General features: G+C 50.1%; 19 protein-coding genes and 1 tRNA gene. 7 read left to right on the forward strand and 13 right to left on the reverse strand.

The window, feature by feature from the left end; genetic code table 11:
- Window positions 1-118: 118 nt before the first annotated feature.
- Window positions 119-2,116, reverse strand: coding sequence for an ABC transporter ATP-binding protein (locus V4210_RS03910; RefSeq protein ID WP_338520726.1), 1,998 nt, complete (start codon window positions 2,114-2,116; stop codon window positions 119-121).
- Window positions 2,116-3,879 (reverse strand): ABC transporter ATP-binding protein, encoded by a 1,764-nt coding sequence (locus tag V4210_RS03915; RefSeq protein ID WP_338520727.1) that lies wholly within the window; start codon window positions 3,877-3,879, stop codon window positions 2,116-2,118. Before V4210_RS03915 ends, V4210_RS03910 begins: the two co-directional genes overlap by 1 nt.
- A 111-nt stretch (window positions 3,880-3,990) precedes the next feature.
- Between V4210_RS03915 and V4210_RS03920 the strand changes: the two genes are divergently transcribed.
- Together V4210_RS03920 and V4210_RS03925 are read left to right on the forward strand one after the other, a co-directional pair.
- Window positions 3,991-4,067, forward strand: a tRNA-Pro gene (locus V4210_RS03920).
- 68 nt (window positions 4,068-4,135) lie between these two features.
- Window positions 4,136-4,603: an NUDIX hydrolase gene (locus tag V4210_RS03925; protein ID WP_338520728.1), complete on the forward strand. Its 468-nt coding sequence runs from the start codon at window positions 4,136-4,138 to the stop codon at window positions 4,601-4,603.
- Here V4210_RS03925 and V4210_RS03930 read toward each other — a convergent pair.
- From V4210_RS03930 to V4210_RS03950, 5 genes are all read right to left on the reverse strand, one after another.
- Window positions 4,598-5,302, reverse strand: a complete 705-nt coding sequence (locus V4210_RS03930) for a hypothetical protein (protein ID WP_338520729.1) — start codon at window positions 5,300-5,302, stop codon at window positions 4,598-4,600. The genes V4210_RS03925 and V4210_RS03930 overlap by 6 nt on opposite strands.
- Before the next feature lie 116 nt (window positions 5,303-5,418).
- Window positions 5,419-6,030 carry a hypothetical protein gene (locus V4210_RS03935; RefSeq protein ID WP_338520730.1) on the reverse strand — a complete coding sequence of 204 codons (612 nt, stop codon included), beginning with the start codon at window positions 6,028-6,030 and terminating at the stop codon, window positions 5,419-5,421.
- 12 nt (window positions 6,031-6,042) lie between these two features.
- Complete coding sequence (locus V4210_RS03940; protein WP_338520731.1) at window positions 6,043-6,822, reverse strand: amino acid ABC transporter ATP-binding protein; 780 nt, start codon at window positions 6,820-6,822, stop codon at window positions 6,043-6,045.
- Window positions 6,809-7,525: an amino acid ABC transporter permease gene (locus V4210_RS03945; protein ID WP_338520732.1), complete on the reverse strand. Its 717-nt coding sequence runs from the start codon at window positions 7,523-7,525 to the stop codon at window positions 6,809-6,811. Before V4210_RS03945 ends, V4210_RS03940 begins: the two co-directional genes overlap by 14 nt.
- Window positions 7,522-8,346, reverse strand: coding sequence for a basic amino acid ABC transporter substrate-binding protein (locus tag V4210_RS03950; RefSeq protein ID WP_338520733.1), 825 nt, complete (start codon window positions 8,344-8,346; stop codon window positions 7,522-7,524). The genes V4210_RS03945 and V4210_RS03950 overlap by 4 nt, the downstream gene beginning before the upstream one ends.
- An 85-nt stretch (window positions 8,347-8,431) precedes the next feature.
- Here V4210_RS03950 and V4210_RS03955 point away from each other — a divergent pair, with 85 nt between their 5' ends.
- Together V4210_RS03955 and V4210_RS03960 are read left to right on the forward strand one after the other, a co-directional pair.
- Complete coding sequence (locus V4210_RS03955; RefSeq protein ID WP_338520735.1) at window positions 8,432-9,952, forward strand: LTA synthase family protein; 1,521 nt, start codon at window positions 8,432-8,434, stop codon at window positions 9,950-9,952.
- A gap of 72 nt (window positions 9,953-10,024) precedes the next feature.
- The gene (locus V4210_RS03960) at window positions 10,025-12,166 is read left to right on the forward strand and encodes an ATP-dependent Clp protease ATP-binding subunit (RefSeq protein ID WP_338520736.1); all 2,142 of its coding nucleotides are present in this window, start codon (window positions 10,025-10,027) and stop codon (window positions 12,164-12,166) included.
- Between the two features lie 138 nt (window positions 12,167-12,304).
- On the opposite strand, the gene V4210_RS03965 is transcribed toward V4210_RS03960, so the two are convergent.
- Genes V4210_RS03965 through V4210_RS03975 form a run of 3 tightly spaced genes read right to left on the reverse strand, consistent with a single transcriptional unit; the run spans window position 12,305 to window position 15,781 of the window.
- Window positions 12,305-14,533 carry an ABC transporter permease gene (locus V4210_RS03965; RefSeq protein WP_338520737.1) on the reverse strand — a complete coding sequence of 743 codons (2,229 nt, stop codon included), beginning with the start codon at window positions 14,531-14,533 and terminating at the stop codon, window positions 12,305-12,307.
- Window positions 14,533-15,258 carry an ABC transporter ATP-binding protein gene (locus V4210_RS03970; protein WP_338520738.1) on the reverse strand — a complete coding sequence of 242 codons (726 nt, stop codon included), beginning with the start codon at window positions 15,256-15,258 and terminating at the stop codon, window positions 14,533-14,535. The genes V4210_RS03965 and V4210_RS03970 overlap by 1 nt, the downstream gene beginning before the upstream one ends.
- Entirely contained in the window at window positions 15,239-15,781 is a 543-nt protein-coding gene (locus V4210_RS03975) for a PadR family transcriptional regulator (RefSeq protein ID WP_338520739.1), read from the reverse strand. Before V4210_RS03975 ends, V4210_RS03970 begins: the two co-directional genes overlap by 20 nt.
- Window positions 15,782-15,905: 124 nt before the next feature.
- Here V4210_RS03975 and V4210_RS03980 point away from each other — a divergent pair, with 124 nt between their 5' ends.
- The 3 genes from V4210_RS03980 (at window position 15,906) to V4210_RS03990 (ending at window position 18,726) form a co-directional block, all read left to right on the forward strand.
- Complete coding sequence (locus tag V4210_RS03980) at window positions 15,906-16,514, forward strand: hypothetical protein (protein ID WP_338520740.1); 609 nt, start codon at window positions 15,906-15,908, stop codon at window positions 16,512-16,514.
- Window positions 16,511-17,227 (forward strand): DsbA family protein, encoded by a 717-nt coding sequence (locus V4210_RS03985; RefSeq protein ID WP_338520741.1) that lies wholly within the window; start codon window positions 16,511-16,513, stop codon window positions 17,225-17,227. Before V4210_RS03980 ends, V4210_RS03985 begins: the two co-directional genes overlap by 4 nt.
- 158 nt (window positions 17,228-17,385) lie before the next feature.
- A complete protein-coding gene (locus V4210_RS03990; protein ID WP_338520742.1) occupies window positions 17,386-18,726 on the forward strand; it encodes a polysaccharide deacetylase family protein in 1,341 nt (446 codons plus the stop codon).
- On the opposite strand, the gene V4210_RS03995 is transcribed toward V4210_RS03990, so the two are convergent.
- Genes V4210_RS03995 through V4210_RS04005 form a run of 3 tightly spaced genes read right to left on the reverse strand, consistent with a single transcriptional unit; the run spans window position 18,723 to window position 22,746 of the window.
- On the reverse strand, window positions 18,723-18,953 hold the full coding sequence (locus V4210_RS03995) for a DUF167 domain-containing protein (RefSeq protein ID WP_338520743.1): 231 nt from the start codon (window positions 18,951-18,953) through the stop codon (window positions 18,723-18,725). The two genes, V4210_RS03990 and V4210_RS03995, sit on opposite strands and share 4 nt — an antisense overlap.
- 19 nt (window positions 18,954-18,972) lie before the next feature.
- Complete coding sequence (locus V4210_RS04000) at window positions 18,973-19,575, reverse strand: hypothetical protein (protein WP_338520744.1); 603 nt, start codon at window positions 19,573-19,575, stop codon at window positions 18,973-18,975.
- 36 nt (window positions 19,576-19,611) lie between these two features.
- Entirely contained in the window at window positions 19,612-22,746 is a 3,135-nt protein-coding gene (locus V4210_RS04005; protein WP_338520745.1) for a type I restriction endonuclease subunit R, read from the reverse strand.
- Window positions 22,747-22,764 lie beyond the last annotated feature (18 nt).

The raw sequence follows: 22,764 nt of genomic DNA on the forward strand, positions 1-22,764 counted from the left end.
CTGAATATACTCCATATATAATCTTTTTATCTAAAATAAAAGATTTAATTCAATTATATGACTTATTATATCATTTTAGTGATTAGTACAACTGAATGCTAACTTTGTCAGCGTACACTCACTCAGCAAACTGACTATTATACAGCTCGGCATAAAAGCCATTTTTCTTCAGCAGTTCGTCGTGCTTGCCTTGCTCGATGATGTTGCCGTCGCGGACGACCAAGATCAAATCAGCGTCGCGGATGGTACTCAGGCGGTGGGCGATGACGAAGCTAGTCTTACCCTGCATCAACTTGTCCATGGCTTTTTGGATGAGCACTTCAGTGCGGGTGTCGACCGAGCTGGTGGCTTCGTCCAAAATCAGCATTGGCGTGCGCGCCAGCATCGCCCGGGCAATCGTCAGCAGCTGCTTTTCGCCCTGTGAAATGTTCGTTGCTTCCTCGCCCAGCACCATATCGTAGCCGCCCGGCAGCGACCGCACGAAGTGGTCGACATGCGCCTCCTTGGCGGTAGCGACCATCTCTTCTTCGCTGGCCGTTGGATTGCCGTAGAGCAAATTTTGGCGAATCGTGCCGTTGAATAGCCAAGTATCCTGCAGCACCATGCCAAACATTTGCCGCACGTCGCTGCGCTTCATGTTGGCGATATTGACGCCATCAATTTTGATCGCGCCGCTGTTAATTTCATAAAATCGCATCAGCAAATTAACCAGCGTCGTTTTGCCTGCGCCCGTCGGACCGACGATCGCCACGCGCTGACCTGGCTTGATGTGCGCCGACAAACCTTTGATGATGGTTTGGTCGGGTTGGTAGCCAAAGACTACGTTGTCAAATTCGACTTCGCCCTTGACGTGCGTCAATTTTACCAAATCCCTACTCTCCGCCTTTTCTTCCAGCTCGTCCAAAAATTCAAACACGCGCTCGGCGGCAGCGGCGGTCGATTGCAGCACATTGGCGATATTAGCAACTTGCACCAGCGGCTGGTTAAATTGGTCGATGTACTGGATGAATGCCTGAATGTCACCGATTTTCAGCCGGCCGTTAATCGCCAGCCAACCGCCCAAAATCGCCATGATGACGTAGCCGATGTTGCCGATGAAATTCATGATCGGATAAATCAGCCCCGACAAAAATTGGGCTTTCCAGGCGCTTTCCTGTAACTGATCATTCACCCGCGAAAACTTAGCCAGCGACTTTTTCTGGCCGTTGAATACGCGCATCACTTGATGGCCGCCGTACATTTCTTCGATGTGGCCATTCAATTCACCCAGCTGCGTCTGTTGACGGAGGAATTGTTTTTGCGAGCTTTTGGCGATCAGCGTCACTGCGCCGCCAGCCAGCGGCAACACCAGTAGCGCTACCAGCGACATTTGCCAGCTGATGGAAAACATCATCACCAAAATCCCCAGCACCATCACCGTTGAGGAGACGATTTGCGATAGGCTTTGATTGAGCGTCTGGCTGATAGTGTCAACATCGTTAGTGACGCGGCTGAGAACTTCGCCGTAGGTTTGCTTGTCAAAATAACTCAGCGGCAGGCGGTTGATTTTCTCGGACAATTGCCGGCGCATTCTGAAAGTAACTGTCTGCGTCACTTGGGTCATCAGCCAGGTTTGGATGTAGCGAAAAATGGCGCTAAGTATGTACAGACCGATCAGCAAACTGACGACCTGCCAAACGGCATCAAAGTGAAATTCTGGACGCCGGCTGAGATCCAGCTTTTTGATGGTCTCGAGCTGGTTGGATGGAATTTGGCTTTCAATTTCCGACTTGTTCGGCAGACGCTTCAAAATATCAGCACCAGTCGTGCCAGCCGGCAATGAAGCACCCTTTGGCAGCTTGCTGGTGATGGTCTCATACGCCTTCATGCTGACATAATCTTCGACGATTTGGTTGGTAGCGCCGCCCAAAATTTTCGGACTGATAATCGCGAAAGTCGTACTACCGACTGCAAAGATCGCCACCATGAGCATGTGCCAGCGGAATTCTGCCAAATATTTAGCTAACTTCTTGACCGTGCCTTTGAAATCTTTGGCTTTTTCGCCCGCGCCCATACCGCCGCCCATTGGACCGCCCATCTTCACTGGCTGGCGTTTTTTCATGCTTTGTTGAGCCATTACGCCGCTCCTTTCGCGGTCGTCACCGACATTTTCTGCAGGTCGTCTTCTGAGAGCTGGGAAGCAGCAATTTCTTGATAGACTTGGCAATTTTTCATCAATTCCTGGTGAGTGCCCTGACCGACAATTTTACCTTCGTCCAGCACGATGATTTTGTCAGCGTTCATGATGGTATTGATGCGCTGACCGACGATGAGCACAGTTTTATGCTTGGTTTCTTTTGCCAGTGCCGAGCGTAATTTAGCGTCAGTCTTGAAATCCAGCGCCGAGAACGAATCGTCAAAAATGTAGACATTCGGCTCCACAGCAATCGCCCGGGCAATCGACAAACGCTGCCGTTGACCACCGGAAACATTGCTGCCGCCTTGAGCGATGTCATTTTTGTAACCGTTTTTTAGCTCGCTGATGAACTCGGTAGCTTGCGCGATTTTAGCGGATTTTTCGACCAATTTTTGGCTGGCTTTGGCGTTGCCGTACTTGATATTGCTGGCGATCGTCCCGCTAAACAACACACCCTTTTGCGGTACGTAGCCGATTTGATCGTACAAATCTTCCAACTTGAGCTGGCGAATATCCACGCCATCCAGCAAAATCTGCCCCGCCGACACATCGTAAAAGCGCGGGATCAAATTGATCAACGTCGATTTGCCCGAGCCAGTACTGCCAATGAACGCTGTGGTTTGCCCTGGTTCGGCCGTGAAATTGATACTTGAGAGCACCGGCAAGTCAGCGTCTGGATAGGTAAAAGTGACGTCTTTGAATTCAATTTTACCCGTAGCGTCATCTGGCAATCGCTGCGGCGACGATGGGTCAACAATTGACGGCAGCGTGTCGAGCACCTCGCCCACCCGCTTCACCGACACGGCCGCTCGCGGCACCATGATAAACACCATCGACAGCAGCAAGAACGAAATGATCACCTGCATGGCGTACTCCAAAAACGCCATCATATTACCAATTTGTAGATTGCCGCTACTGATCAAATGCGCGCCGAACCAGACAATCGCCACGCTAGAAAAGTTCATCACCAGCGTCATGATTGGGTCAAGCAGCATCATCAGCCGATTGACAAATAAGTTCATTTTGTTTAGCTCAGCGTTGGCTTGCTGGAACTTTTTCTGCTCAATTTTTTCGTTGTGAAAGGCGCGAATAACTTTTAAGCCGACCAGGTTTTCGCGCGTCACCAAATTGAGCTTGTCCACCAGCGTCTGCAATTTTTTGAACCGCGGCACAGCAATGACAAATAACACGGCAATGACCACCAGAAGCACTGACACTGCCAGCGCAATGATCCAGCTCAAATTTGGAGCATTGTGAATGGCTTTTTGCAGGCCACCAATTGCCATGATCGGCGCCATCAATGCCAGGCGCAGCAGCAGGATTGACGTCATCTGAATTTGCTGAATGTCGTTGGTCGAGCGGGTAATTAGCGATGCAGTCGAAAATTTATTGAAATCCGCCAGCGCAAAACTTTCGACCCGCTCAAACAATTCTGTTCGTAATTTTTGTGCCATACCAGTGGCAATTCGCGATGCCAAGAACCCGATGACGATCGAACACAATCCGCCCGCCGCCGTCACCAAAATCATCGCTAATCCGTTATGCCAAATCGCTGGCATGTCTTGCTTGATGATGCCGTTATTGACGATTTCCGACATTTTGTCAGGCAGCCACAAATTCGCCATCACCATGGCGTAGGTAAAACCGACCAAGATGATGAACATCAGCCAGTAGCCGCTAAAAATTCGTAAAATATGTTTCATATTGTTCTTTTAGTACCTCAAGTCCAGTCTCTATTTTACCATAATATGAACCATTCGTCACAAAGCCTCATTGGACAAAACTATCTGCTGGACGTATACTATTTTTAGTGTCGGGGTGTGGCGCAGCTTGGTAGCGCGCACCGTTCGGGACGGTGAGGTCGCTGGTTCAAATCCAGTCACCCCGACCATGGGAATTATTTGAAGCGCATGTTCACATACGAGAACCTCTGGCGACCACGAAAGCAAAGGAGGTTGTATGCAGCGGCGAGTTAATGTACGCGGAATTATCGTAAGCGATCAGGGCGAGATTTTTTGCCAACAATTGACCGCGAACGACGGCAAAGGGCGGAATTTTTGGTGTACGCCGGGCGGCGGCTTGAAACGTAGCGAAAGTTTGCTGGACGGTTTGCATCGGGAGATGATTGAAGAAACGGGCGTTAAGCCAGAGATCGGTAGGTTGTTATTTATACAACAATTCACCGAGTCAGGCGAGCAATCAGCACATGGCCCGAACGAGCAATTGGAATTTTTCTTCCTCATCACCAACTGGCAAGATTACCAGCAGATTAACCTGGAGCAAACATCACACGGCGTCGAGGAAGTAGCCAAGTGCGGCTTCGTCAATCCGAAGACGACGCGAATTTTACCAAGCTATTTGACAGAAGTCGATCTGGACTGGTTGATTAACAAATCAACTGACGTTCACATCATGAGTGAGCTATAACTGCTCCGCTCCCTCCTTGTTATCCTCAGGCGTATTTGCCTGTTGTTCAGCGGCAATTTTGGCACGCACTTCCTGTTCAATTTCCTGGCGCAGCCGTTGACGCTCTTCATCAGACACAGCTGTCTGCGACTTTTGTTTGTAAGCCTGCGCCCGGATCAACACCGGTGTAACTACTAAGCCAAATACTGTTAAGATGCCGAAAATAGTCAATAATTGCCAGTTAGCAGTCAAGGCATCACCACCATGTTTTTGCCACAAAATACTCAAACCCACCAAACTCAACAAACTAGCACTACTAATGGTCATTGTCACTAAGCCTGAAATGATTGAATCATTACGTTTGAAGGAAAGGAACTTGGCGGTCAATGTAGTCAATGATGTGATGATGAACACAGTAACTGTCAGCTTGGTCAATATTTCTTCGAGCTGACCACACAACATATAATCATAGCCTCCAGGAAACTCGGAGCTGGCGCTCGTATTACAAATACCTAAAGAAGGTAATAATTCCCACACCAATATCAACGCGCCCAACAACCACAGAGCATTAATAACCAATGATAAGGACGACAGTGTTTTAATCAATCGCTGGTCATCCTCCAGGCGGGCAACCCCTCCCATAGCAAACAATGAGGCAACTGCCGTAAACAAGGTAGTTGTCAAGATGCGCCAGTCCACTGGCCCAGACAAAGTAGCCATGATTCCCATGAGAGCACAAACCGAGAAAAGGCTGATTGATATATATAACAAAAATTGGCGTATTTGTGATAACTGATTCGTTTGTTTCATGTTGCTACTATACCATAGTACTTATGCTAGCGCATGGCCCGAATCATCTGTCTCAGTTGCTCGACCGCTCGAGCACGGCGTTCTTCTGTCCAATAGGTATCAGCCGTGGCCTTCTCGCCATCGACCGTGGTTTCCTGGAGGAAATGACCGACAATATGGCCGTCTTTCAGCGCCGTCACATCAGGAACATAGACTCGTGGTTGTCCGTTCTCATCGGTGCGAAGATGTGGCTTCAACTTTTCAACTAATTTTTTGTAGGTATCATCATTGGTTTCACGGGCATGGCGAATGTCGAGATAGTAAATCTTATCCAGCCCTTCGGCCTTGGCGGCTTCATCGACAATTGGCGCTAGCTGCTGACACCACGGACACTGCTGAAAACCAAGGAAAATCAAGCCACTGCCTGATTCAAATTTCTCCAAAACCTCACCAGCCGAAGCAAAGACAAAACGATTGTCGTCGGCCACGCGAGAATAAGCAGCCTTAAAGCGAGCAGCGTCTGACGGCTGCGGTGACGCTGGCCCATGCGGGCGCGACCAGATATACCAGCCGCATGCGACGATGGCAATAATACCAACAATTACCGCGACAAGAAGCATGCATTTGGTATAGTTCTTGGCTGTTTTCGCATGTTTCATCGGGACCTCCTGTTATTTCCCTTTGACGCCAAAAAACTTCCGCGCCCGCTCGGTCACCGGATGATCCATCACCTGCTCTGGCGGACCATTTTCGATGATCTCGCCCTTGTCCAGGAAAATCATCCGCGTAGCCACTTCGCGCGCAAATTTCATTTCGTGCGTGACGATAACCATGGTCATACCTTTGGCGGCAACCTCACGAATCACATCCAGCACCTCGCCAATCATCTCTGGATCAAGCGCCGAAGTTGGCTCATCAAACAACATAATATCCGGCTCCATGGCTAAGGCTCTGGCGATGGCGACGCGCTGCTTTTGCCCGCCCGAGAGCTGCGAAGGGAAGGCCCCGGCTTTGTCCGCCAATCCCACGTCTGCCAGCAATTTCTTCGCCAAGCGAGTCGCCGCCCGGTCAGACAATTTGCGTAATTTCCGCGGCGCCAGTTTGATATTATCCAGCACGCTCAAGTTCGGGAACAGATTGAACGATTGAAACACCATGCCAACTTTTTGGCGCAGGGCGTTCAGGTCAACTTTTGGCGCTGTCGTTTCCACACCATCGATGACAATGCGCCCGCCCGTCGGCGTCTCCAGTAAATTCAAGCAGCGCAAAAAGGTTGATTTACCAGAGCCACTCGAGCCAACGACCACCACTACTTCGCCTTCGTGAATTTCAACATCAATATCCCTGAGTACGCGGTTATTGCCAAACTGCTTTTTGAGGTTAGCCACCGTGATGATCGCTGGGCGCCCGGTATTTGGCTGCGCCACTTCCTTCACCTTATTCACTGCCATCTTTCAATCTCCTCTCTACTCGGGTCATCACACGGGTAAATATCGCGGTCAACGCCAAGTACATCACCGCTGCAGCAAACAATGACTGAAACGCCGTGGCAGTTTGAAAGCGAATATTATCAGCGCCGCGCATGATGTCATTTAGCCCAATCCAGCCGACGACTGAGGTCTCTTTCAGTAGGGCGATGAATTCGCTGATCAGCGCTGGCAAAGAATTTTTGAGTGCTTGTGGCAAAATCACTAAACGCATAGCCTGCCAGCGACTAAAACCCAGCGAACGCGCTGCTTCCATTTGTCCCTTATCAACGCTCTCGATGCCACCGCGAATGATCTCGCCAATGTAGGCGCCACTGTTGATACCAAAGGCAATGGCCGCCACAAAAATCTTCGGCATGAATTGATATGAGCCAAAGACGACGTAGTACATAATTAACAGCTGGACCAGCAGCGGCGTGCCTCGAATGATGTCGACATACACTTTGCCAAGCCACGCTAGCGGATTCCAGCGACTCAGTCCTTTGGCCCACGAGTAGCGACCGAGCCACTTAACCGGTCGTACGTCCGAGGTTCGCAACAGGGCGATAATGATACCAATGGCCGTACCGAGAAGCAGCGACAAAACGGTCAAAACCAACGTTACCTCTAGACCGTGCCACAAATACAGCCACCGACCGTCGCCGAAAATCACCTCCAGGAAATTCACGATTCAAGCTCCTTTTTCTTCATCGATTCAAGCGCTGCGGCACCAAAATGCTTGCGAATGAGATTGTCATATCGACCATCTTTTTTCATCTCCGCCAGCACTCGGTTAATTTTTTCCAGCAAGTCATGGTTGTTGTTTTTGATGGCAATCGCATAATGCTCGCTCGACAACTCACCTGGCAAAATTTCTAGGTCTGGAAAGCCAGCCGTGTATTGAGCCGCAGGCGCATCATCCAAAATAACTGCCTCGACGCCGCCAGCATTAAGCTCCGTCAACACACTTGGCGCAGTTGGGAATTGTGACACTTTGGCGCCGGTAATTTTTCCAGCCAGTGTATCGCCTGTCGTGCCTAACTGTACACCAATTTTCTTACCCGTCAGTTGATGTCGATTCCGAATTGGACTGCCTTTCTTGACAATGATCCGCTGCGAGGCTGAATAATACGGCTCAGAAAATAACGCGTTTTTAGCGCGCTCCGGCGTCACCGACATGCCAGCCACTGCCATGTCAATTTGCCCTGATTCCAGCGCTGATAGCAATCCGTCAAACGACATGTCTTCAATCCTCAATTCTTTATTCATGCTGCGGGCAATCTCCTTGGCTAGATCAACATCAAACCCAACAATTTCATTGCCCTGCTTGTACTCAAACGGCTTAAACCCAGCATTAGTACCCATCACCAACACATCATCACTCTTACCAAATCCACCTTCGCGCTGCAAAATGTCAAACGCCATAAAGCCAATCAACGCCACAAATAGTCCAAGACCGATCCACCAACTAACTCCAAAGCCGTGACGTCGCGTTTTCGTTCCGTTCATGCTTAGTAGTATACGCGCTTTATTACAAAATGATAAGCCCTAAGTTCAGCATTGTTCCTCACGTATAGTGGTATAATTAGATAGTATGAGCAAAAAAATCCTCAGCCGTTTCTGCAATTTTCGCACTTTTGTCCGCATCAGCATCGTTCTAATGCTGGCTCTCAGTGCAATATTCATCGTCGCCAGTCAGTACAAAACCGTGCAATTTCGCGACGCCAAAATTGATGAGATTTTGTTCTATTTTAACAACGGCCTGGCGGGCGGACAATCCAGTAGCCTAATTTCAGCAGTCTGGGGCAACGTGCCATACGCTATTGGATTATTTGTCATCTTACTACTCCCTATACTTCTCAAACTACGCTGGAAAACAATGCCATTTCGGCTGCGCCACCAGATCTATTACGCAAGTGGCATTTTTGTTGTCAGCCTGACACTCCTGGCACAAAGCTTCAGCATCCCAGCCTATGTCAGCGCTCTTACTCAATCATCAAAAATCTACGACAAGCACTATGTTGATCCGCGCGGCGTCAAATTGACCTTCCCTAGCACCAAACGTAATTTGATTTATATCTATGTTGAATCGCTAGAAAATACGCCCGCCTCCAAAGCCAACGGCGGCATGAGCGACAAATCAGTCATTCCGGAGCTGGAGAAATTGGCGCTGACCAACACTTCATTTTCACACCAAGCCTCAGGACTCGGTGGCGCCCTACCTGCCCATGGTACCACCTGGACAGTCGCCGGCATGACCGCTCAGTCCGCTGGCGTGCCACTCAAAGACGGCGGCGTGTTTGGCGGCCGCGACCGCAACGGCATGGGTGATTTCAATAAATTCTTGCCCGGTGCTTATACTTTAGGGCAAGTACTCCAAAAAGCTGATTATAATCAATCATTTATCATGGGCTCAGATAAAACTTTTGGTGGGCGCGATAAGTTACTAGAGCAACATGGCGATTACCACATCATCGACTTCACCTACGCTCAACAGCACGGTTTGATTCCTCAGGACTACAAAGTATGGTGGGGCTACGAAGACAAAAAGCTTTTCCAATTTGCCCGCGATGAAGCCACTCGCCTCAGTAAATTAGACAAGCCATTTAACTTGCAAATGCTGACCGTTGACACGCACTTTACTGACGGCTGGCTGGACAGTGACACCTGTAAACAACAATTTGAAGCAAAATACGACAATGTACATGCCTGCGCTTCCAAACAAATCACCGCCTTCGTCGAGTGGGCTAAACAGCAACCGTTTTACGCCAACACTACTATCATCATCAGTGGTGATCACCTCGGTATGCAAACGCCATATTATGAAGAGAAGATCGCCGGCGCTCCCTACCAACGAACCGTCTACAACGCCTTCATCAACCCTGCCGTTCAGCCAACTCACGCCACCAACCGCCAATTCGCCACCTTTGATATGTACCCATCGACCTTGGCAGCACTGGGTGTGATAGTAGATGGCGACCGCATGGGGCTGGGCACCAATTTATTCTCAAATCGCCAGACACTAGTTGAACAGTTTGGTGGTATCGATCAGCTCAACGCTGAGCTCAGCAAACGCTCAACTTACTACGAACGGAAAATCTTAAGCAGTTCGTAAGTGTATCACCTCACACTGTCTCTTGCCGCAACGTAACAATACGGGGCTCAGCCCACAGAAAAAGGAGGACATATGCCACCAACCATGAACCAAGAAGAAACCACCAAGCCCCTCGAGCAGTTTGGGACGGACATCACGGCACTAGCGCGTGAGGGCAAACTCGACCCAGTAATCGGCCGCGATGAGGAAATTCGCCGCACCATGCAAATCCTCAGCCGGCGCACTAAAAATAATCCAGTCCTCATCGGCGAGCCGGGCGTCGGTAAAACCGCCATCGTCGAGGCCCTGGCGCAGCGCATCGTCAAAGGCGACGTACCGGCGTCACTAAAGGACAAGCGGCTGATTAGCTTGGAGATCTCCAGTTTGTTGGCCGGCGCGAGCTTTCGCGGTCAATTTGAAGAGCGCCTCAAAGCAATTTTGAAAGAAGTGGAAGAAGCGGCTGGCGAAATTATTTTGTTCGTTGATGAAATTCACACCATGGTTGGCGCCGGCAAAACCGAAGGCAGCATGGACGCTGGCAATATGCTCAAACCCGCCCTGGCGCGCGGTAAACTACACATGATTGGTGCGACGACGTTGGCGGAATATCGCCAGCATGTCGAAAAAGATGCAGCCCTAGAGCGACGCTTTCAGCCAGTCTATGTCGGCGAGCCAAGTTTTGACGACACCGTGGCGATTTTGCGCGGTCTGAAAGAAAAATACGAAGTTCATCACGGCGTTAAAATCTCTGATGATGCCATCGTGGCGGCGGCACGGTTATCCACCCGCTATCTGCCCGATCGCTTTTTACCTGACAAGGCCGTTGACCTCCTGGATGAAGCGACCAGCGCTCTGAAGATGCAACTGGAGAGTGTGCCGATTGCGCTGGATCGGCTGAATAATCGCCGCTTGCAGCTGGAAATTGAAGAAGCAGCGCTGAAAAAAGACAAATCCGACCACGCCAAGGCACGCAAAGAGGAGATTAATCAGCAAATCGCCGACCTTCGAGCTCAGGCCGAGGTGATTGACAATAAATGGCAGCACGAAAAAGACATTCTCCAAACCGTCAATACCGCTACCGAAAAAATGGATAGTCTGCGCTCACAGTTAGAAATCGCCGAACGCGACGCTGATCTGGCCACCGCCAGCCGCATCAAATACGGCGACCTGCCAGAGCTGGAGAAAAAGCTGGCTGCCGCCCGCCAAGAACTGGCCGCCATTCCGCCGGCCGACCGCCTGCTGCGCGAAGAAGTCACTCCTGACGACATCGCCAGCGTAGTAGCGCGCTGGACGGGCATCCCCGTGGAGCGGCTGATTGAGACCGAATCCAGCAAATTGACCAAATTAGAGGAACACATCAGCACCCAAGTGATTGGTCAAGACAAGGCCATTGCCGCCGTGGCCAGCGCCATTCGCCGTTCGCGCGCTGGACTTGCTGACACCAACCGGCCGATCGGTTCCTTCCTCTTCCTCGGCCCTACAGGCGTGGGCAAAACAGAGGTGGCCCGCAGCCTGTGCCGTGAATTATTTGACGACGAACACGCCATGATTCGTATCGATATGAGCGAATATATGGAGCGACACGCCGTAGCCCGCTTGATCGGTTCGCCGCCAGGCTACGTTGGCTATGACCAAGGTGGGCAACTCACCGAAGCGGTGCGCCGCCGCCCCTACAGCGTGGTCCTGTTTGACGAAATCGAGAAGGCCCACCCCGATGTCTTCAACGTACTCCTTCAGGTGCTCGACGATGGCCGCCTGACTGATGGCCAGGGGCGAACAGTCGATTTCTCCAACACGGTCATCATCATGACCAGTAATGTCGGCTCACAGGCGATTATGGACTTTTCTGGCGACGATTTGTCGGCACTGGATAATCAGATGCTTGAGGTGTTGCGCCAACACTTCCGGCCAGAATTTCTTAACCGCATTGATGACATTGTTATCTTCGACCGTATTCGACCAGAGGCCATGCGGGCAATTGTCGATGTCCAACTGAAACGCGTTGCTCGCCAAGTCAAAGACAGCCGCGACATCACCCTGGAGTTTGACGATAGCGTCCGCGACATGTTGGCCCGCGACGGTTATGACCCGGCCTTTGGCGCCCGTCCGCTGAAGCGCTTGGTACAAAAGCGGGTGCTTGACCCGCTGGCGCTGGAGCTGATCGACGGACGAATTCATGACGGCATGGCGGTGACTGTCAGTGTCGCTGATGACCGGGTGACCTTTCACCAATAGTCCCTTCCGTTCCTATCAATCACAGATACCTACTTCCGTGTGGCTTGAGCCATTCAAAGGTGCGCTCATAGCAAGAAAAAGCGCTCCAGCCATCAACCGGAACGCTTTTTGATAGATTGTCCTCAGACCGGAGGCACGCTACTCGGTTTGGTTAGCCTCCGCCCGCGTCAGCTTGTCGACCATCGGCAATATCAAGTAAATACCGATGATAGCTGCCGCCAGACCAGCACCAACGATGGCAAAGTAGGTTGGTGTTAACACCGGCTTCAGTGTCGTCGAGAACATCTTCGTGAATACTGCCCCCGTCCAAACACCGATACCACACGACAGAACCGAGGTGATCAGCAGCGGCGCCACCGATTCAACCATCACCAAACGCTTCAGTTGAATGAGGCGCATACCACCGAGACGCAAAGTATATAGCGAACGGCGACGCTCCATTAGCCCGCCAATCGTCGAGACAACCAGGCTCGCTACCGCCACAAATAACGTCACGCCAATACCAATATAGGCTAAGCTGGCAAATTCGCGAATCGTTGGATTGATATGCGGTTTTTTGGAATCAGTGCCGCCCACTACGTATGTCAGATCGTACTGGTTAGCGCGCATCACAACCATGCTACGTAACTTCTCAAGATCATTGTCTGATTTGACCGTCACTAAATATTCTTTGGCGCCGCTAGTGTCAATATTGTCGGCCATCAACGACACATTTTTGACCACTGGCGCGTCAAAATTCAACAGCGCAAATTGGTCGGGCCGAGCATTACTTGGACAGGTGTGCTCAGTGTATATTGCCAGATCCTGGCAGCGAATTACACTGCCATCCTCGCGTGGATAGATCGTTGCTACTGACGTGACATACGACTGCTGGTTCAGCTGCTTCGCCATATCACCTGGCAGTGAACGGCCAATGACAGCTGCGGTACCATGCTTCAACTGTGAGTAACCGTTGTCTTTGATAGCCTGAACATTTAAGTTCTCAATACCACTGGTTGCTGTCAGGTAAAAGCTACCAGCAAACAACGCCAGCACCACCCCACTCACACCACGGAAAACCGTTCGTGAATGCACTGCCGTACGCTTACCAGCGATCAGCATTGAACCATTATTCGCCCAGCGCGCCGCCAGTAGCGACAGCTTATTCGTCAGCCAGCCACCAGTCAGGACGAGCCCGAACATCACCAGCAGTAGCGCCGCCAGTAGCAATATAGATGGAATAGCCGATTCTTTATGTGCCGTCAACCAATCCAGACCCGGCTTTGACGACAACCAAACAAAGATGGCGATACCAGTTGCTGGTACCAACGGCCGCCACCCGCGTAGTTTCTTTACCTTTTCAACCGAACGTGACACACCCAGTGGCGAAATTTGCGCTCGGCGCATCCGTCGCCAGTTAACAAACGTCGTCAGACCCAATGTCAAGCCAATAATCAAGGCGTATTGCGTGGTAGTCAACGCTAAATCACCAGGATTAAACCGCATCCCGCTCAGCTTGAAAGCTTGCAGCGGCGCTTGTAATAGCCCAAACGCGCCCAGGCCAATCACCACACCGACCACTGATGCTAGCAACGACTCCAAGAGTAATATCCGTGTTACCTGCCGCTTGGACGCGCCGATCAACCGCAAGGCAGCATAGCGTTTTTCACGTTGTGCCGCACCCAGCTGTGTCGCCACTGACACGAAAATGACGATCGGAAACAGTAAGATGGTTCCACCAACGCCAAGTACAGTGATAGATATAGGATCTAGTCCGACATTTGATGTTAGACCATTCGCATCCGTCCGGTAAACATTAGCAAAGTAGGGAGCTTGTCCTCGAGTTTTCGCGGCAGCATCACTTGCCGCCACTTCATCAGCGCTGGCACCACGTACCATCATGAGAGCATCTGGGCCGCTAACATATTCACTAGGGAGTACGCCGAGATACTTAGTGTTACTACCAAAGCGCGCCAAGATATCATCCTCAGGGTGTTGAGCCACCACATCAGCCAACGCTTTCGATAAGTAATACTCGCCCGGACCTGGCGTTTTTAGCTTAACAAACTGCGGCGATTTAGCCGTACCGTACATCGAGTAGGTTTGGATATATTGACCGCGCCATTTTGACGCATTGCCAAGTCGCACAACATTACTAATTCTTAATGGCTCAATACCAGCAATTGGTTGCTGTGAAGCCTCTTTGCGACTAGCTTGGTGTGCCGCCAGGCTGATGGCTGATCCTCCAGCGCGTCTCATAAGCCCATTGATACCAGCCGTAAAGCAGCACACTAGTACGATCCCCAGCGCCACCGCCGCCGTCGTCAAGCCCAGACGCGCAAACGACTGGCGGCCAGACTTTTGTAGTAACATCCAACTAACGCTCATCAGACAATCCTCGCCTTAGCTTTATCAGCCCTCGTCTGTGCCGGGTTTACCGCTGCCTCAGCGCCAGAAATCTGCCCGTCACGGACGATGATTTCCCGGTCAGCGTAGGCGGCAATCGTCGGCTCATGCGTCACCATGATGACTGTCGTGCCGTGCTCTTTGGCGGTTTTGATAAACAATTCCATGACCTTTTCTGAGTTCAGACTATCTAGCGAACCAGTCGGCTCGTCAGCAAACAATACTTTTGGCTCAATCACCATGGCTCGGGCAATCGCCACGCGCTGCATTTGTCCACCTGACAACTCGCCGAGCATACTGTTAGCTTTACTCGCCAACTCAACATTGTTCAACCATGTTTTCGCCCGTTGATAGGCTTCTTCACGCTTGATGCCGTTGAGTAGCAATGGCAACGCTACATTGTCCAGCGCCGTCAGCTCCGGCACCAACTGTCCAAACTGAAAGACAAAGCCAAAACTGGTGCGCCGTAGCATGCTGCGCTTATCATCGTTCATCGTATCAATCCGCTGACCGTCAAAATCAATCTCGCCACTATCAACTTTAGTAATTGCCGCCAAGCTATGTAGCAGCGTTGATTTACCAGACCCAGACGGGCCCATGATCGCCAGCACCTCGCCCGCCTCGACATCCAAGCTAACACCGCGCAGCGCCTGTGTTTGCCCGAACGACTTTGTAATTTTTTTAGCGCTAATTATTGGTTTGCTCATGCAAAATTTCCTCCTTTAGCCGCGTTAACCGCGAAATTATTAATTCAATCCAGCGCAAATCCGCCTCCAAATGATACAGTGCATGGTCAATCAGCAGCATGTCCGACAAACTACTATCGCGCCGCTGCGCTGTCAGCTCACGCATCCGTTGGATGTGCGCCTGGCGCTGATTATCCAGATACGGCGAAGCATCGCCATCCTTCAGGATAGCCAGCACCGCTTTGATATACATGGTTGCTTGCAGTTGCGGCGACGGTGCTTCGGGTGACTCCAACCACGCCTGCAAATCTTGCTTACCTTCATCGGTAATTTCATACCGAACCCGGTCCGGCCCGCCCGATTCGCTGGTATCAGTAATTTCTTTGACTTTGTTGTCGCGTTTGAGCCGTGCCAGAGTTGAATATATCTGACCGGTTAAAATTGGCTTGTCCTTGCCAAAATAGCCGTCATATTTTTTCTTCAACTCATAGCCATAATTTGACTCTTCCGCTAAAAAACCTAACAGGGTATATTGAACGCTCATACTCTTACTATACACCCATTGTTTAGTTATTGCAAGAGTTCTATACACTCAGTGTATAGTATGTTCTGTCACCTAACCTCACCAGAATGCATACTATTATGCAATTTTGACGTATAATGGATGCATGGTTCAATTTTGCCGAGTATATAACAAACAGCAGTCCATCAAGTCAGCTATGGTAGGAGTTGGTAAAATCCTCAGCCTACCACAGTACGCACTGCTGGCACTTACCCTATCTTTGCTCGTTGCACTCATTATTTTTTTTGCTATCAACGCCAACTTTTACGGCCCGCTGATGATGTCGCGGTTGCCGATGCTAGACAAAGCCTCCCTTGTCGGGACTATGTTCATTGATATATTCAAACAGGGCTTCAGCTCACTCAATGGCGCATTGCTCCTTGTAGTGTCACTTCTCCAAGGACTGTCAATCACCGTCGTCATTTTTACTGCCAAGAAAAATAAGCGTAATGAACAGTCGGTCACCAGACAAGTCGGACTCAGCGGCCTGGCCTCTGTGGCTGCTGCCATCGGCCTGGGCTGCGTTCCCTGCGGCACATCACTCATCCTGCCGCTCGTTGCTGTGTTCTTCTCAGGTGCTGCCGCTGCCACTGCCGCCACCGTTGCCAGCACCATTGTCTTGATGTTAGCCCTACTATTAAGCCTCTTTTCACTCTACAAGTCTGGACAAATCGCCTTTATGTATACAGAATTAGCAAAACAGGAGGAACTATGAATCGACAAAAATCAGCAGGCATAGCAATCATTTGGGTTATTTCAGGCATTTTGATTACGGCAATCGTCGCATTGTTTATCTACGGCATCGTTAATCGTCCACCAAATCGCCATGTCGGTGACGGCAAACCATGGAACGAAAAGATGTCACAAGGCTCTGCTGAAGCCAAGCATGTGTTTGTTGATTATACTGATTATTTTTGCTCATTCTGCGCCGAAGTTGAAGCAGCCACTAACGCTGATTTCTTCAAAAATGAGTATATCAAATCAGGTAAAGTTCGCTACGAACATCGCGTGGTAACACTGCTCAAAGAAGTCACCGACAACACAGAAACTGGGGCTCACGCCGCCTTTTGCGCCGCTGACCAGGACAAATACTGGCAGTATACCCACGACATCGTGCCACGCATCAAGCGTGATTATTTTGACAAAGGAATTGGTGTGAAAAACGTTGCCGTACCGCAAAAAATTCCACCACTGCCGCTAGACTACTTCCTGGCGTCTGCTAAACATGTTGGTATGGATGAGGCGAAATTTACTGACTGTATGACCAAAAAACCACACCAAAAAGAAATCGATGACAATACCCAAAAAGCTCTTTCGCTTGGTGTGAGCGGCCTGCCATACATGGTGATCAATGATTATGTTGCCAGTGGGTTTGCTGGCGGTGAAACTGGCTTAAAGGCGATCTTGAAAGCTGGCGGAGTGAACTAATGCCTACCAAAAAAACGCAAACAAAACCTCAAAAATTGTCAACAAAACGACAACCAGCTCGAACCAGCCATAAGTCAAGAACTAACGCAACACCTGCAAACCGACCTCGATTGAGCAGTATTATATTCACTACGTTACTTTTGCTTGCTGTTAGCGCAATGGGTGTCTTATTTTACCTCCATTCCAAGCAGCCACCAACCCAACGTCCAACTGTTCTAGAAGATGAAAAATATTATTTCACCGATTCGCGCTATGCTGGCATTCGCTCCAAGTTTGTGACGCGCGACAGCAAGCGCGAAAAGGTCTCAATCGAATACCCAATTACCAGCAATTCCAAAATCAACAAACTCATCGCCCGAGCAATTGACCGCGCTGATAGTGATTTTCGCTACACTTCATCAAGCACCATCACCTTTGAGCGACCAATGACCGAAACCATCAGCTACCAAGTGACGCATAATAATTCCGTCGCCCTGTCGATCATCGTCAATATCAAACAAGACATGCATGGCGCCCATCCAGTGGCACTGACGCTGTTTTGGACCTTTGATAAAGATTCTGGCGAGGTGATTAGTCTGGATAATTTGACTGAGAAATCAGAGGAAGCCACCAAGGCAATCGTGACAGCCGCCCAACGAGACGTTGCACAAACCATCAAACAACGCCAGCAGCCAGAAGCAAATCTTGAGGAGATAATCACCAAAGAGACATTGGCAAACTTTACCATCGCTGACGATGGCAATGCCCTGGTCTGGCCAATTGGACAAGCCTCCCTGTTGCCGTCAGCCTATGGCGAATTAACCATCAAAGTACCAACCGCAACTGTTGCCAAATACCTGCAAAATCCAACGGCTCAAAAACTAGGCAATTTCCCTAAACCACCCGAGCCAAAGCCAGAACCAAAGCCAGCGCCCGCTGCACCAGCACCCGCGCCAACCACTGGCAATAGAGTGATCGCTTTGACGTTTGATGACGGGCCGGGACCATACACTGCGCACCTACTGGACATCTTGGATCAGTATGGTGCAAAAGCGACGTTCTTCTTGATCGGCAGCAAGGTTTCCGGCCAGGCTAGTGTTGTACGCAGCATCCATGCACGCGGCCATCAGCTAGGCAATCATTCATGGTCACACCCAGAATTACCAAAACTATCAGTTGACCAAATTGCTGGCGAAATCGACCGCACCAACGGAGCTATCAGGCAAGCCACTGGCGTCAAGCCAACCATTCTGCGACCACCGTATGGTGCAGCCAACGGTGTGGTTTTAGAACAACTTCGGACGCGTGGCATGTCGTCAATTTTGTGGTCAGTTGACACTCGTGATTGGGCTGATCGCAATAGCCAGATCGTCTGTTCACGTGCTGTCGCTGGCGCTCGTCCTGGAGCCGTCATCTTGATGCATGACATTCACCAAACTTCCGTCAATGCCGTGCCGTGTATCCTCAGTTCACTGAAGCAGCAGGGATATTCGTTTGTGACGATACAACGGTTACATTAGTCCACCTGATCAATCTCAAATATCTTGTATTTCGAAGAAGTACCACGCAGTAATTTTACCTTTGAGGGCGCCACGCCGAGATGCTTTGCTAGTAGTTTCGCCGCCGCTAGATTTGCCCGACCTTCAATGGCTGGCGCCTTGGTGTAAATCGTCAACGAACCGTCGTCATTCGTGATGACTTCTTCACGATGGCGGGAGTTGGGTTTGAGATGGACGGAGATTTTCATAGTTCAATAATCATTACCCTCAAAATGACATCGCCTCCAATTCCCGCGGTAAAATCTCCTGCACCTCCACCGAACCTACCACTAAATGATAGCCGTATAAGTCCGACGGCAAATCACGCTCGACCGAACGCCAATTAACTGGGCGATTTTCATCAAAATAATCCAGTAGTTCTGCGTTCAAAAAATGGTCGCGCGGCAAGTCAACTGAACCATCCTGATTGATGACCAGCGCTATCGACAAACCCGATGTCACGCCATCTTCATTTTTAGCATACGCCGCCGTCACCAGATGGACCACTGGCTCAAATTCCAACACTGATTGATCGCTCGCCTCCACCTGCGCCTGACCGCGACGCGCTAGCTGCTTATTAATTTCTGTTGTTAATTCCTCAACACTCGGCTTACCGTCAACCGCTCGGCAATAGTCGCAACCATCTGCCGCTTCGACATATTCCAGCAGTAAATCCATATCGACGTCAGTGTCTTTAACACCATGCTGCGACAATTGCTCCACCATTTCATGCAGCGCGCCTAGCAAACTATAATCATTAGCATTTCTAGCAGCATCACCGATGCGGATAATGGCGCGAGCGATGGTGATAGGATTTTTAGACTTACTCATACACCTATTGTACCCTGATCTATCATAATTAATGTATCAATCCAACAAACTCGCTCCGCCACCAGCGTCATACGTCGCGCGTTTATAGCTCCACTCGTTACCATAACGCTTGGCTTGCTCCAATACCATATCGGTTGCCAATGACTGCTGGTCTGGCGGATATCCATACTTTGCCAACGTCTTTTTGACGTTAACTTTCAGTTTTGCCTGAACATTCCTGCGCTCTGCCCAGTCAATCGTGGCATCACGACGCACCTGCTCTAACAATACTTTCGCGATATCACGTAGCTGCGCGTCACCCAGTACTTCGCGGGCACTGCCATTTTCAACCAGCGCATCGTAAAAGATAATCTCATCCTCACTGAGGCCATCAACTGCGCCATTCTCAACAGTTTGGCGCACTTGCTGTCCGATGTTGATTAATTCCTCAATCACCTGCGCCGCCTCAATCGTCCCATTTCTATACCGCGTCAAGGCTTGGTTGAGCAAGTCAGAGAACTTCGTATCCTTGGCATAATTTCTCGAAAATCGTAGCTTGATTTCATCAGCGAGCAGCTTTTGCAGAGCTTCCACCGCCAAATTCTTGCGCTCCATGTTACGAATTTCCGCCAAAAACTCATCACTCAAAATCGACAGTTCCGGCTTTTCTAATCCCGCCGCCTCAAACACATCAACCACACCCACTGGCGCAATTGCTTTATCAACAATTTGTTTCAGCGCGCTTCGGTACTCAGCATCAGTCACAACTGTCGAGCTCGACACTTTCTCTAGCCGAGCTTTCACCGCCTGAAACAGCGCCACTTCCTCACGAATCTTCAACGCCTCGGGCCTCGGCATAGCCAGCGCAAAGGCTTTACTCAGTTCCAAAACATGCTGTTTCAATCGCTTCTCACCATCTTCCAACCCTAAAATATATTCCTCGGCATCCAAAATAATTTGCAGTTGCCGGTCGGTTGGCGCCGTAAAATATCGCTGATAATCAAAGTTACCAAATAAATCGCGCACCACCTCGTAACGCATCTGCATCTGCGCCACCGCCTCAGCAATATCAAGCTGCGGTGCGCCCCGCCCGCCGCTTTGCGTATAGTCAGAAATAGCATCGCGCAGCGCCCCTGCCACACCCAGATAGTCAACCACCAAACCACCGGTTTTTCCAGGGAACACTCGGTTGACTCGTGCAATTGCCTGCATTAAATTATGATCCTTCAATGGTTTATCCAGATACATAGTGTGCATATTTGGTACATCAAACCCCGTCAGCCACATATCGCACACAATCACGAGCTCAAGCGGATCGTTCGGATCTTTGATGCGCTTTTCGATCGCTTTCACCCGCTGTTTATTACGAATATGCGGCTGCAAATAGTTAGGGTCGCTAGCGCTACCGGTGATAATCACCTTGATCGCACCACGTGCGTCATCATCACTATGCCAATCCGGCCGATACGCCACGATTCTCTCATACAAATCAGCCGCAATACCGCGACTCATCGTCACGATCATACCCTTACCGCTCAGCACACTTTGCCGAGCCTCAAAATGCTCAATGATATCTAGCGCGATAGTATTCAGCCGCTCGCTATTACCGACGATGGCTTCTTTTTGTGCATACTCGGCCTTCAACGCATCCTGACGACTCAGTTCTTCGCCCTCCAGCAAATCATCAACTTCCTTATCCAGCCACTGCCGCGTTGCCTCGTCCATATTCAAATCAACCAGCCGACTCTCATAATAAATCGGCACTGTTGCACCATCTTTCACCGCCTGCTCGACATCATAAATATCGATATAGTCGCCAAACACTGCTGGCGTTGACTTATCATCCGTTTCAATCGGCGTACCCGTAAAGCCAATGTAGCTCGCACCCGGCAAGGCATCACGCATATATTTGGCATAACCATATACTAGCTGGGCGTCGCTAGCTCGAACATGTGCCTTCAAACCGTACTGGCTACGATGCGCCTCATCTGCCATCACGATGACATTGCGTCGATCGGTCAAAATTGGCAATTTATCCTCGTCATCCTCAGGCGAGAACTTCTGGATTGTTGTAAAGATAATCCCACCTGCTTCGCGCTGCAGTAGCTTCCTGAGTTCACTGCGCGAATCAGCTTGTTTCGGATCTTCTCCCAGCAGCTCGCGACAGGCGCTAAACGTACCGAATAATTGACCATCAAGATCATTACGATCCGTCACCACCACGATGGTTGGGTTATGCAAATCGCGCGATTTCATCAGCTTACCAGTATAAAACACCATACTCAAGCTCTTACCCGACCCTTGCGTATGCCAAACCACGCCAGCCCGTTGGTCACCGCGTTCACTACTAGCCGCCAGCGTCCGATCAAGCGCTTTATTCACCACCCAATATTGATGATAAGCGGCAACTTTTTTGATTAGTTTATCGCCGTCGCTCCGCTCAAATACGATAAAATTCTGCACCATATCCAGCAAACGTTCAGGCGTACACGCACCGCGCAGCAGCACTTCCAACATCGGCACATTGCCAACTTCTTTCTCGCCGTCAATCGTTTTCCACGGCATCATTCGTTCCAGCGGGCTGGTTATCGTCCCTATTTCCGCCTCTAGTCCATCACTGGTTATACACAGTTCATTGAACCGAAACAAGTCGCTAATCTCTCGCTTGTACGTCTGGATTTGCTGATACGCCGCTACCAAATCCGCCTTCGTATCAGCCGCATTTTTTAGTTCAATCACCACCAAGGGTAGTCCATTCACAAATAGTACAATATCTGGCCGGCGATTATAATCGCCCTGCAAAACCGTCAGCTGATTGACCGCCACAAAATCATTGTTTTTGAGCGAGGTAAAATCAACCACCCGTACAATATCGTGTTTCACTTCACCACTTGATGTACGGTACTGCACCGGCACGCCCGCCACTAACAACTGATGGAAATCATGATTATTCTCAATCAAGCTTGGTTTACTAATCTGCGTCAAACGCCGCATCGCTTCATTCAAGGCTGGTCCTGGAATATGCGGATTGAGACGCACCAGTGTACTCTGTAGCCGCCCAGGTAACACCACCTGCCTGAGCTCACGCTCAGCCGCAGCACCATCTGGACCAATATCTGGTCCGTGTAGAATTTGCCAGCCGATACTAGCCAGGACGTCAAGCGCGTATTGTTCGATGTGGGATTCGGTCATATTATAGTAATTATACAC

This window comes from Candidatus Nanosynbacter featherlites (genome assembly GCF_037013405.1).
GTDB lineage: Bacteria > Patescibacteriota > Saccharimonadia > Saccharimonadales > Saccharimonadaceae > Nanosynbacter > Nanosynbacter featherlites_B.